Genomic DNA, 10,709 nt, shown 5'->3' with positions numbered 1-10,709 from the left:
GTCACACCCGTTCCCATACCGAACACGGAAGTTAAGCTCTTTAGCGCCGATGGTAGTTGGGGGCTTCCCCCTGTGAGAGTAGGACGTCGCTAGGCTATACATAATAAAATCATTCCGAAGTAGCTCAGTTGGTAGTAGCACCTGACTGTTAATCAGGTTGTCGCAGGTTCGAGTCCTGCCTTCGGAGCCATTCTTGGAGAGTTGTCCGAGTGGCCGAAGGAGCACGATTGGAAATCGTGTAGGCGGTTAACACTGTCTCAAGGGTTCAAATCCCTTACTCTCCGCCAGCACTTACGATTCCAATTAGTAAGGCCCCTTGGTCAAGCGGTTAAGACACCGCCCTTTCACGGCGGTAACACGGGTTCGAATCCCGTAGGGGTCACCATTTATAACGAATACCCAGATGGAGGATTAGCTCAGCTGGGAGAGCATCTGCCTTACAAGCAGAGGGTCGGCGGTTCGAGCCCGTCATCCTCCACCATTTTATAAAATTAAATTAGTATTGTCGCGGGGTGGAGCAGTGGTAGCTCGTCGGGCTCATAACCCGAAGGTCACAGGTTCAAATCCTGTCTCCGCAACCAAATAAAGGTCCCGTGGTGTAGCGGTTAACATGCCTGCCTGTCACGCAGGAGATCGCCGGTTCGATCCCGGTCGGGACCGCCATTTTTTAAATAATAAATATGGGTCAGTAGCTCAGTTGGTAGAGCATTAGATTGAAGCTCTAAGTGTCGGCGGTTCGATTCCGTCCTGACCCATCGTTTTTTTGCCGGTTTAGCTCAGCAGGTAGAGCAACTGACTTGTAATCAGTAGGTCGTGGGTTCGATTCCTATAGCCGGCACCATGTTTTCCCGGAGGGGTAGCGAAGTGGCTAAACGCGGCGGACTGTAAATCCGCTCCTTAGGGTTCGGCGGTTCGAATCCGTCCCCCTCCACCAGTTTTTATTTAATAGGGGCATAGTTCAACGGTAGAATAGAGGTCTCCAAAACCTTTGGTGTGGGTTCGATTCCTACTGCCCCTGCCAATTAATTTTATGGCGGTTGTGGCGAAGTGGTTAACGCACCGGATTGTGGTTCCGGCATTCGTGGGTTCGATTCCCATCAGTCGCCCCATTAATATAAAATTAAAATTAAAACTATAAAGCAATGGCGATTGTGGCGAAGTGGTTAACGCACCGGATTGTGGTTCCGGCATTCGTGGGTTCGATTCCCATCAGTCGCCCCATTGTTGGGGTATAGCCAAGCGGTAAGGCAACGGATTTTGATTCCGTCATGCCCTGGTTCGAATCCAGGTACCCCAGCCATTTATGCGGAAGTAGTTCAGTGGTAGAACACCACCTTGCCAAGGTGGGGGTCGCGAGTTCGAACCTCGTCTTCCGCTCCAATAATATGGCGGCATAGCCAAGTGGTAAGGCACAGGTCTGCAACACCTTTATCACCGGTTCAAATCCGGTTGCCGCCTCCATATTTTTTTCTTAATCGGATACTCCGATTTTTTTTATCTCTAAAGTATTATGCCGGTGTGGCGGAATTGGCAGACGCGCACGACTCAAAATCGTGTTCCTTTGGAGTGTCGGTTCGACCCCGACCACCGGTATCCAAAGTGAATTTAAAAGACTTCAACAACTGTTGAGGTCTTTTTTGTTTTTAAAATAATGGCAGATAACAAGCGTAAAGTAATAGGTATTTGATATAATAGAGTTTGTATATTCAGAATTATTATATTTTTAGATGTTAGGATTGGAGGTAATACTTATGAAAAATAAACTATTATCATTTTCACTACTCTTAGCAGCTATTTTTTTATTTCTAGATGCCTTTACAAATATATTTAGCGATTATGCAATGATTAAAAAAATAGTTGCGATCGTGCTTATTTGTTTAGCAGGTACTTTCATCTATTTTTCTTTAATTTTTACAAGTGAAAAAAGGGGGAGATGAATTGGGTCGAGTAATAGGATTTGAGCTAAATAGTCAAGATCCTGAAAAAGCAGCGAATTTTTATTCTAAAGTTTTTGCATGGGAAATTGCGGAGCCTCGTTGGGATTACTGGGCTGTCACAACAGGTGCCAGCGAGCAAAATGGTATTGACGGTGGAATTGGTAAAGGTCCAAGCGATTATCCACATGGAGTACGTGTGCAAATTGAAGTAGATTCGATCGATGACTCTATTGTGAAAGCTTTAGAGAATGGGGCTACTATTGTCCGAGAAAAAATGGAATTTAATGATTTTTTTCTTGCCTATTTAGTAGACCCTACTGGACTAGGTTTTGGTTTAATTCAAAATAAGTAAAATGAATAAGCTTTAACGCCTCTGCAAAGTTGCAGGGGGTTTTTTATTTTACAAGAGTTATGAAGTCTATTAGAAGTGTAAGCGTATTTTGAAACGGGTATGGAATGATTAGTGTTAATTGCAAGAAAACTATTAAAAATATCTTTTTAGTTAATATTTATTTTACTTGATGAATAGGATAACAAGGATGGGAGTAAATATAGGGGGAATAGCATGAAGAAAATAAGTAGGATCTTAATTGTAGTGATGATTTTTGGGTTATTACAGATTCAGCCAGTATACGCAGCTAGTTTTAAAGATGTGTCATCTGACAATACGTTAAGTACCGAAATAGATTACTTAGTTGAGCGGGGGATTATTAAAGGTTACCCTAATGGCACTTTCAAACCCAATGATTATGTAACTAGGGCACAGGTAGCTGTCATGTTAACTCGTGCGGTAGGGTTGAAAACGACGAATGTCAAAAATCCAAAGTATCAAGATGTGCCGACTTCACATATCTATTATAAAGAAATCGCTGCTACCCAAAATGCGGGGATATTCGAGGCAACAAAAAAATTTAATCCGAATGGGACGCTGACGAGAGCAGATATGGCTGTTGTTTTGCAACGTGCATTTAAATTAAAGGGAACGAGCCCTTATTATTTTACAGACGTTACAGAGAAGACGCCAGGCTATAAGGAAATATTAGCGGTAGCGAATAATAATATAACGAGCGGTTATCAGGATGGTTCCTTTAAACCAAAATTGCCGTTAACACGTGCGCATTTTTCAGCATTTGTTGCACGTGCCATGACCCTTTCAAAGCCGAATTTACAAAAGGATCCTGCATATAAATACACTTATGCATTTTACTCACCAGATGATGGCCTACGATACACATTAAATTATCAATACAGCCATAATGATAATAAAAACGATGTTTGGTCAATTGCTAATACAACGAATAATAAGCAGTTTAATGATGAGTTATTATATTATGATGGCTCTGTATATGCACAAGCAATTGCTCAGGAATATAGCTCACATTACGACTTTTATATAGGGCTACCTCTTAGAATTGGTGTAATAGTTCACGAAGACGATGAAGGTCCAGTTAACGGCAATCGAATAACTGTTCAAACGACGGATGGAACGGTTCGAGCAGGTGGTGTTAACTATAAAAATGTAGCTGTATTAGAAGAAAGTTTTAAATATATTGATGTAGTGAAAACCTATTATTTTGTAGACGGTATTGGTTTAGTCAAGGAACTGCACAATGGCGAAGTAGTATATGAGTTGCTAAAACGAACAGCAAATTAAAAGCGTAAAAGGATGCATCCAACAATGCATCCTTTTTTTAAGTGATCGATATATGAAAATAACGTTCAAGTGCTTGTTGCCACTCTTTCTCAGTGTGGGTTGTATAAGTAGTTAATGAGTGCCCTTCATATATACGGAATTCATTATTGAACATAGTATGTCGACCAGAAGAAGTGCGAATCATTGCGATTTTATTTTTTTGTTGAGAAAGTCGTGGGGCAAAATTAGCATCATTATCGTTATCTGTGAAGTTATAAAGTAGGCGCCAATTGTGTGGTGTTTGCTCATAAAGCATCCATCCATACGTGTCATCCCATTCAATTTTATAAAGCTCTTTCCCTTCTCGATGTTCATGATGAGCAATTAATGGAACTGGTTTACAAGGGGCTAGTGCACCTACTCCAACGTCCGAGATATAAGGTACGCCGTCAAATTGGACGAGAAGTAGCTGATGCATAGGAACTTCTTCAAGTGGTGTATCTGCATCCATATTGCGCCAAAATTGTGCATAGCGATTCGTTACAGAAAAACCGAGCTCACGAAGTAACCAGCTATATAAAATATTTAGCTCGAAGCAATTGCCTCCGCGTTGTTGAACGATAATTTTTTGAAAAAGATCAGGAATAGCAAAGGAGATGCCACGTTTCAAGGCAACATCTATATTTTCATAAGGTATCGTATGTAGATGTTTTGTTTGTAGTTGACCAAGTAGTTTTATAGACGGCTCTATAGATCCTTGAAATTGAAGATAATTTAAATATTGTTGTATTTGAGAATTCATAAAATCGCCTCACTTCCTTACTATTTAACATAACCGAAATAGCAATAGAATACACGTAAAAAAATTGATAAAGAAAATAATAGAAATGCAGCTAAATAACTTGTAAAATTAATATATTCACTACTAGATAGTAATGAATTTCCCATTTTTAGTTAAAAATAACGATTCTAAAGGTAGGTATATAAATGACGAATGCAATAAAGTGGATAGAAGTAAATTCTTACGATGAAATGAGTGAGGTAGCTGCACATATTTTTACTGAGCAACTACAAGCAAAACCAGCAAGCATTTTAGGATTAGCTACAGGTGGTTCACCAGTTGGAATGTATAAAGAATTAGTGAAGCATCAACAAGCTGGTAATATTTCCTTTAAGGAAGTTACAACATTTAATCTTGATGAATATGTAGGTATAGAACAAACTAGCCCTGCAAGTTACTGGACGTTTATGCATGAGAATTTATTTAATCATGTAGATATCAACGAGGAAAATATTCATTTACCAAATGGTAAGGCAAAAGATTTAGCCGCTGAATGTGTAGCATACGATGCACGGATTGCAGAGGCTGGTGGAATTGATTTACAGTTGCTTGGTATTGGGGTAAATGGACATATTGGCTTTAATGAGCCTGGTACATCATTTGATTCACTTACAAACATTGTAGAACTTACAGAATCAACTAGAACTGAAAATGCCATTTATTTTGATCGTCCAGAAGAAGTACCTACACATGCGATTACAATGGGTATTCAATCTATTATGAATGCAAAGGCAATTGTTTTAATTGCATTTGGGGAAAAGAAGCTAGAAGCTATTGAAAAGCTACGAAGTGGAGAAGTGACAGAAGCGTTCCCAGCTAGCAGATTATTAAATCATCCGAATGTTACTGTTATTTATGGTGGTACAAAATAAAAAACAATGCGTAGACTTCATTTTGTAGTCTACGCTTTTTAATTTTAGTCTGATAAATGATGCGTATGCTAGAATGAGAGATAGAATTGGAGGGGGTAGTGTGATAAGTACAGTCGCACATTTAGAAAAAGGCGATACAGTTGGACTAGTATGTTTGTCCAGTGTTATGGAGCCAGAAAAATTAGGGGATGCATTAGCGTTTCTAGATGAGTTAGGCCTCCGCTATAAAATAGGGGACACGATTACGGCAAAGCATGACTACTTAGCAGGTAGTGATGATGTGAGACTTGCTGATTTTCATGCAATGGTTCAAGACCCTGAGGTGAAGGCAATTTTTTGTGTAAAAGGTGGATATGGCTCTGCTCGTATTGCTAGCAAAATTGATTATGAGCTATTAGCGGAAAATCCAAAAATTTTCTGGGGCTTCTCTGATCTGACATATTTGCATTGTGCAATAAATGAATATGCAAATATCGTAACCTTCCATGGACCAATGCTAAAGGCTGCAAATAAAATGGATGAGTTATCGAAAAAAATGTTTGTACAGCTATTTTCTCCAATGGAAATACAGTATACAGAAAGTATTTCTCCATTAACAACGATTGCACCTGGGATAGCACGTGGACCTATTATTGGTGGTAATTTACGTCGCCTTGTTAGCACCTTGGGCACAAAATTTGAGGTTCGTACTGAAGGTAGAATTTTATTGATCGAAGACATTGGAGAAACGATTCCACGGATTGATTCGATGCTACAGCAGTTAAAGCAGGCAAGAAAGCTAGAACAATTAGCAGGTGTCGTTATTGGCTCATTTACGCAAACAGAAGCAAATGACGATGCTCTGCTAACGTTAATGAAAGAGTATTTTAGCGACTTAGGCATACCAGTCGTCGCAGGTTTTAAAATCGGGCATGAAACAACGAATATTGCCATTCCATTAGGGGTCGAAGCCATTTTAGATGCACAGGAAAAAGCGCTCCGTCTTTTACCTGGTGTTTATTAAAATTGTTTGAGTGCCTGACACTTTAATTTCTAAAGAAAGACGCAACCATCGCTAATGCGTGCTGGTTGCGTCTCACCTTTTGTGTGTTCCCACGGGTGTCTAAGTGGATCATATTAGTTCTGAAAATTCAAAATCGTTTGGGTGCCTGACACTTTAATATGGTTCGGCATCGTGTCCTTTGTCGACTGCCTCTTTCGGTGCATTGTCACCGTCAATATTACCGAGAGGCTTTGCAGAGGATGCATTTGTTTGTGCCATTTGTAAGCCTTCATTTAATAAGCGTCCGTATTCTTCATCTGCCTCAGAAGCTAATGCAATCATCGCCTCTTGAATAGCGGTATTACAAGTCGATAAATCTCGGATTAAGTTTTCCAGCAGTTCATCTCGTTCCCATTGCTCAAAATTACGATAGGTTTCACCTGCTTGTTTCGTATTGCTTTGGCGATCAATGGATTCTCGAACAAGATTTCCTTCAATAAATGGTGTATATTCCTTGGCCGTTTGAGCGGCTTCTTTTAAGCCATTTAACATCGATGGCTCGTAGTTAATATGTGGATTTTGTCCAGGTGCTAAATCACGTTTATACATCATTTGCCCACCACTCTGATTGGTTGCTACTCGCTTCTTAGGCGCATTAATAGGAAGTTGTAAATAGTTGGCACCAACTCGGTGACGCTGCGTATCAGAATAAGAGAAGGTACGCCCTTGGAGCATTTTATCGTCTGAGAAATCCAAGCCATCGACAAGGACACCCGTACCGAAAGTAGCTTGTTCAACCTCAGCAAAGTAGTCTTCAGGGTTTTTATTTAATACCATTTTCCCTACTGGGTACCAAGGGAACTTGTCATTAGGCCAAAGTTTCGTATCATCCAGTGGGTCAAAATCAAGCTCGGGATGAGGGCCGTCCTCCATAATTTGCACATTTAACTCCCATTCAGGATAATCACCACGTTTAATAGCATCATATAAATCTTGTGTAGCATGGTTGAAATTTTTCTGTTGGATTTCTTCTGCTTCTTTTTGCGTTAAGTTTTTAATGCCTTGTATTGGCTCCCAGTGGTACTTAACAAGAACAGCTTTGCCCTCACTATTAACCCATTTATACGTGTTAACACCAGAGCCTTGCATCATCCGATAATTGGCTGGAATGCCCCAAGGTGAATACACAAAGGTTACCATATGGAAGGATTCTGGAGAACTTGCGCAGAAATCAAAGAAACGCTCAACATCTTGAATATTTGTAATCGGGTCGGGCTTAAACGCATGAATCATATCAGGGAACTTCATAGCATCACGAATAAAGAAAATTTTTAAGTTGTTACCAACCAAATCCCAGTTTCCATCTTCCGTATAAAACTTTACTGCAAAGCCTCGCGGATCGCGTAACGTTTCTGGAGAATGCCCTCCATGGATAACTGTAGAGAAGCGGACGAATACGGGTGTTTGTTTGCCTTTATCCTGAAAAACTTTTGCTCTTGTATATTTAGAAATGGGGTCATTACCGACAACGCCGTATGTTTCAAAGTAGCCATGTGCTCCTGCTCCACGAGCATGTACGACACGCTCAGGTACTCTCTCACGGTCAAAGTGACTTATTTTTTCAAGGAAATCATAGTTTTCAAGCGTTGCTGGCCCTCGATTTCCAACAGTTCGTAAATTTTGATTGTTTGTAATCGGGTGGCCTTGGCGATTTGTTAATGTATCATCTTTTTCATGAGAATGGTTCATTACGATTGCTCCTTCCAATTGTACTAAGCAAAGTTTGTCCAATTGATTGGCAAAATAGACATAAAAAAACTCTCCTACACACAAGGTGCAAGAGAGTTTACGGATGGCGTTTTTTTAATGATTATATGCTCGAGTTTTGTTATGCCTTTGCCAATGGTTGGTTATAGGTCATCGGTCATAAAGTAACAGGTCACATGTTATTGGTTTATTCTAGTTGTCTACCTAAGTAGTTTTGAAAAAACAGCCATCCGACTCGGTTTGGAGTCTCACCGCCCCGAGCTTAGAAATAGCGAGAATCGTCGAATTGTATTTCAACACTATAGTTTTTGGCATTAATTAAATTAGAGAGCTTATGTGCTTCTTTCTCAAGTTGAAGAGAACGTTCACGGTATGCATCTGGTTCGTACATAGCAATATCATAGAGCATTGTACTTTCGCCATAACCCATGCGTACACTTTCTTTCTCATGTGTGCCAAAATGTTTACATAGTTCTGCTTCCGCGCGAAGCTGTGAAGCCAATTCGATTGCCTCTACAAGTGCGAGCTTCTCGCCCTTAAAGTCTACCGTATTTTTAATATTCGCTTCATAGACAAGACGATCTAATATCCGTATATCAAGACGTACTTGAGCTAGCTCACTTTCAACAACAGTCATGGGACGATTGCTCGTTTTAGGTGCTTGTCCTTTTTCAACAGTCACAAAGGCACTTCGGTGTAACTCACTAATAAGTTCCTGAACCTTTTTGGTTAAAATGCTTTTAAGTTTAACTGCTTCTGCAAGATTAATCATGAAAACACGTCCTTTTATAGAGTAGTAGATGGTGTTGTAGTCGTTAAAAGGGCAATTTGATAGTCTCCACCATGAATTTGGTTGAACATTTTACCAGCAGATGCAAGAAGCTTTTGCGCATCCTCAGTTGAAAGAGAGGGGCGAAGATAGAAAATATGTAGCGCTTCGGTTGTCGCCTCGGAGACCGCCGTACGTTTTGAATCGACGAAAGGTGAACCAAATGGTCCCACCTCATCACGGCTAAACATTATATTATTCAACGTATTAAAGCGTCCATTTAAGCCTTCATAGCTGGTTTCTTCATTGCCAAGTGCAATTTCAACGTTACCTTTGAGATGAGCTAAATCATAGATGCCAACGGGAATTTCATATTGAAGAGAGAAAAAATTATTTACATCTACACCTGAATGAAACGGTGTTAAATAATTTTGCTTACTAACTCTGCGCATTAAACTTTCCGCCGAGTGACGATAACGGTTCGGATCTGCGCCAAGCTTTTTCCAAAGTTGTCGCCATTCTGCAATGCCTGAGCGCTCTGTTACAGGTTGTTCCTGCATTTCTAAATAGAGGTTTTCTTGATACAATTGCAAGCGACCTTTAATCATTTGGGGCGATTCTGCTACGACAATTTTGGTATAATGAATAATGCCGATTTTCAGCTCTGGAAGTTGCGTTAACAACGATGGATTAAGTGATACTTCCATAAAAAATCACCTACTTTATTTATTTTAATTATTATATCATGTAAGGAGTTGGAAATAAAATGAACATACATGACCTGCAACGAGAATTTGTGGCGTATGCAATGTCCATTGGCGTTGATAAAATAGGTTTCACAACGGCAGCTCCCTTTACAGAATTAAAGAATAGACTGCGTCGTCAACAAGAGCTCGGTTTCCAATCAGGCTTTGAAGAAAGTGATATTGAAAAACGAACGGAACCCCTTCGATTGTTAGACAGTGCAGAAAGTATAGTCGCTATAGCGGTCGCCTATCCTTCGCGGATGAAAGATGCACCTATTGGTAAAAAGGGGGCTCGACGTGGCATATTTTGCAGAGCTTCTTGGGGCATCGATTATCATACTGCATTACGAGAGCGTTTGACATTACTAAAAGCTTGGCTGGAAGAACGAGTACACAATGTGCGCATTGAGTCGATGGTAGATACAGGTGCGCTTTCAGATAGGGCAGTAGCAGAGCGCGCAGGTATAGGCTGGAGCGGGAAAAACTGTTCAATTATTACTCCAGAGTTTGGCTCATATGTGTATTTGGGAGAATTAGTGACAAATATCCCTTTTGCGCCAGACAAGCCAATGGAAGATGAATGTGGTGATTGTCGTTTATGCTTGGATGTTTGTCCAACAGGTGCGCTAATCAAAGGTGGGCAGCTAAATTCACAGCGTTGCATTGCCTTTTTAACACAAACGAAAGGGTATCTTCCAGACGAATTCCGCTCACATATAGGGAACCGCTTATATGGCTGTGATACTTGCCAAACCGTTTGTCCAAAAAATAAAGGGAAAATCAATTGGATACATGAGGAATTTAAGCCTGATCCAGAGCTTGCAAAGCCTTTACTAACACCCCTTTTAACAATTTCCAATCGAGAGTTCAAAGAAAAGTTTGGACATGTATCGGGCTCATGGCGTGGTAAAAAGCCAATTCAACGCAATGCTATTTTAGCGTTAGCCCATTTTAAAGAGGAAGCGGCAGTACCTGATTTAGTTGGGCTTCTGGAAAAAGATGAACGGCCAGTGATTCGTGGAACGGCAGCATGGGCATTAGGCAAGATTGGCGGGGAGCAAGCAGAAATAGCATTACTCGCTGCAAAGAAAAAGGAACAAGACGAGGAAGTCCTCGTTGAGATAAACAAAGGATTACAATTTTTTAGTTAAGGAAGTGTGTC

The 10,709-nt window shown here is 40.4% G+C and carries 10 protein-coding genes, 16 tRNA genes and 1 rRNA gene; 23 read left to right on the top strand and 4 right to left on the bottom strand.

All coding sequences use genetic code 11. The annotated features are described in order from the left end of the window. The 20 genes from rrf to ACIQ1H_RS17715 form a co-directional block, all read left to right on the top strand. Positions 1-95, top strand: a 5S ribosomal RNA gene (rrf, locus tag ACIQ1H_RS17810); the annotation flags it as partial. Between the two features lie 18 nt (positions 96-113). Then, positions 114-190: transfer RNA gene (locus tag ACIQ1H_RS17805), tRNA-Asn, on the top strand. Between the two features lie 5 nt (positions 191-195). Next, positions 196-287 (top strand) — tRNA-Ser (locus tag ACIQ1H_RS17800). 23 nt (positions 288-310) lie between these two features. Continuing rightward, positions 311-385, top strand: a tRNA-Glu gene (locus tag ACIQ1H_RS17795). A 20-nt stretch (positions 386-405) separates the two neighbouring features. Beyond that, positions 406-481 (top strand) — tRNA-Val (locus ACIQ1H_RS17790). Between the two features lie 25 nt (positions 482-506). Continuing rightward, a tRNA-Met gene (locus ACIQ1H_RS17785) sits at positions 507-581 on the top strand. Positions 582-587: 6 nt separating this feature from the next. Continuing rightward, positions 588-663: transfer RNA gene (locus ACIQ1H_RS17780), tRNA-Asp, on the top strand. 19 nt (positions 664-682) lie between these two features. Continuing rightward, positions 683-755: transfer RNA gene (locus ACIQ1H_RS17775), tRNA-Phe, on the top strand. 10 nt (positions 756-765) lie between these two features. After that, positions 766-841 (top strand) — tRNA-Thr (locus ACIQ1H_RS17770). 9 nt (positions 842-850) lie between these two features. Then, a tRNA-Tyr gene (locus tag ACIQ1H_RS17765) sits at positions 851-934 on the top strand. 13 nt (positions 935-947) lie between these two features. Further along, a tRNA-Trp gene (locus tag ACIQ1H_RS17760) sits at positions 948-1,021 on the top strand. Positions 1,022-1,033: 12 nt separating this feature from the next. Next, positions 1,034-1,109 (top strand) — tRNA-His (locus ACIQ1H_RS17755). Positions 1,110-1,145: 36 nt separating this feature from the next. Then, positions 1,146-1,221, top strand: a tRNA-His gene (locus tag ACIQ1H_RS17750). Between the two features lie 4 nt (positions 1,222-1,225). Further along, positions 1,226-1,300: transfer RNA gene (locus ACIQ1H_RS17745), tRNA-Gln, on the top strand. Between the two features lie 5 nt (positions 1,301-1,305). Then, positions 1,306-1,380 (top strand) — tRNA-Gly (locus ACIQ1H_RS17740). A gap of 7 nt (positions 1,381-1,387) precedes the next feature. Beyond that, positions 1,388-1,461 (top strand) — tRNA-Cys (locus ACIQ1H_RS17735). Positions 1,462-1,512: 51 nt separating this feature from the next. Beyond that, positions 1,513-1,593, top strand: a tRNA-Leu gene (locus ACIQ1H_RS17730). A 158-nt stretch (positions 1,594-1,751) separates the two neighbouring features. After that, positions 1,752-1,937, top strand: coding sequence for a hypothetical protein (locus ACIQ1H_RS17725; protein ID WP_402890533.1), 186 nt, complete (start codon positions 1,752-1,754; stop codon positions 1,935-1,937). A 1-nt stretch (position 1,938) separates the two neighbouring features. Continuing rightward, positions 1,939-2,289: a VOC family protein gene (locus ACIQ1H_RS17720; RefSeq protein ID WP_402890531.1), complete on the top strand. Its 351-nt coding sequence runs from the start codon at positions 1,939-1,941 to the stop codon at positions 2,287-2,289. Positions 2,290-2,502: 213 nt separating this feature from the next. After that, entirely contained in the window at positions 2,503-3,591 is a 1,089-nt protein-coding gene (locus tag ACIQ1H_RS17715; RefSeq protein ID WP_402890529.1) for an S-layer homology domain-containing protein, read from the top strand. 37 nt (positions 3,592-3,628) lie between these two features. On the opposite strand, the gene ACIQ1H_RS17710 is transcribed toward ACIQ1H_RS17715, so the two are convergent. Then, the gene (locus tag ACIQ1H_RS17710) at positions 3,629-4,372 is read right to left on the bottom strand and encodes an arylamine N-acetyltransferase family protein (RefSeq protein WP_337980410.1); all 744 of its coding nucleotides are present in this window, start codon (positions 4,370-4,372) and stop codon (positions 3,629-3,631) included. A 197-nt stretch (positions 4,373-4,569) separates the two neighbouring features. Between ACIQ1H_RS17710 and nagB the strand changes: the two genes are divergently transcribed. Then, a complete protein-coding gene (gene nagB, locus ACIQ1H_RS17705; protein WP_402890552.1) occupies positions 4,570-5,283 on the top strand; it encodes a glucosamine-6-phosphate deaminase in 714 nt (237 codons plus the stop codon). A gap of 100 nt (positions 5,284-5,383) precedes the next feature. Then, complete coding sequence (locus ACIQ1H_RS17700) at positions 5,384-6,286, top strand: S66 peptidase family protein (RefSeq protein ID WP_402890526.1); 903 nt, start codon at positions 5,384-5,386, stop codon at positions 6,284-6,286. A gap of 153 nt (positions 6,287-6,439) precedes the next feature. Here the strand turns inward: ACIQ1H_RS17700 and ACIQ1H_RS17695 are convergent, their stop codons facing one another. The 3 genes from ACIQ1H_RS17695 to ACIQ1H_RS17685 all read right to left on the bottom strand — a co-directional run bounded on the left by ACIQ1H_RS17695 (position 6,440) and on the right by ACIQ1H_RS17685 (position 9,508). Then, positions 6,440-8,014, bottom strand: coding sequence for a catalase (locus tag ACIQ1H_RS17695; RefSeq protein ID WP_337980412.1), 1,575 nt, complete (start codon positions 8,012-8,014; stop codon positions 6,440-6,442). A gap of 280 nt (positions 8,015-8,294) precedes the next feature. Next, positions 8,295-8,804 carry a hypothetical protein gene (locus ACIQ1H_RS17690; protein WP_402890522.1) on the bottom strand — a complete coding sequence of 170 codons (510 nt, stop codon included), beginning with the start codon at positions 8,802-8,804 and terminating at the stop codon, positions 8,295-8,297. Positions 8,805-8,818: 14 nt separating this feature from the next. Further along, on the bottom strand, positions 8,819-9,508 hold the full coding sequence (locus ACIQ1H_RS17685; RefSeq protein ID WP_337980413.1) for a B3/B4 domain-containing protein: 690 nt from the start codon (positions 9,506-9,508) through the stop codon (positions 8,819-8,821). 59 nt (positions 9,509-9,567) lie between these two features. Here ACIQ1H_RS17685 and queG point away from each other — a divergent pair, with 59 nt between their 5' ends. Beyond that, the gene (gene queG / locus ACIQ1H_RS17680; protein ID WP_402890519.1) at positions 9,568-10,698 is read left to right on the top strand and encodes a tRNA epoxyqueuosine(34) reductase QueG; all 1,131 of its coding nucleotides are present in this window, start codon (positions 9,568-9,570) and stop codon (positions 10,696-10,698) included. Positions 10,699-10,709: the final 11 nt, after the last annotated feature.

Source organism: Lysinibacillus sp. NPDC097279, assembly GCF_044761745.1.
GTDB lineage: Bacteria > Bacillota > Bacilli > Bacillales_A > Planococcaceae > Lysinibacillus.
The sequence above is the reverse complement of the archived record's forward strand: the minus strand, read 5'-3'. Positions and strand labels throughout refer to the sequence as shown.

What these genes read in the sequence shown, in the direction of transcription:
- ACIQ1H_RS17710 (WP_337980410.1), bottom strand. Translation starts at nt 4,372, where the DNA reads ATGAATTCTCAAATACAACAATATTTAAATTATCTTCAATTTCAAGGA.
- ACIQ1H_RS17685 (WP_337980413.1), bottom strand. Translation starts at nt 9,508, where the DNA reads ATGGAAGTATCACTTAATCCATCGTTGTTAACGCAACTTCCAGAGCTG.
- ACIQ1H_RS17695 (WP_337980412.1), bottom strand. Translation starts at nt 8,014, where the DNA reads ATGAACCATTCTCATGAAAAAGATGATACATTAACAAATCGCCAAGGC.
- ACIQ1H_RS17715 (WP_402890529.1), top strand. Translation starts at nt 2,503, where the DNA reads ATGAAGAAAATAAGTAGGATCTTAATTGTAGTGATGATTTTTGGGTTA.
- ACIQ1H_RS17725 (WP_402890533.1), top strand. Translation starts at nt 1,752, where the DNA reads ATGAAAAATAAACTATTATCATTTTCACTACTCTTAGCAGCTATTTTT.
- queG (WP_402890519.1), top strand. Translation starts at nt 9,568, where the DNA reads ATGAACATACATGACCTGCAACGAGAATTTGTGGCGTATGCAATGTCC.
- ACIQ1H_RS17690 (WP_402890522.1), bottom strand. Translation starts at nt 8,804, where the DNA reads ATGATTAATCTTGCAGAAGCAGTTAAACTTAAAAGCATTTTAACCAAA.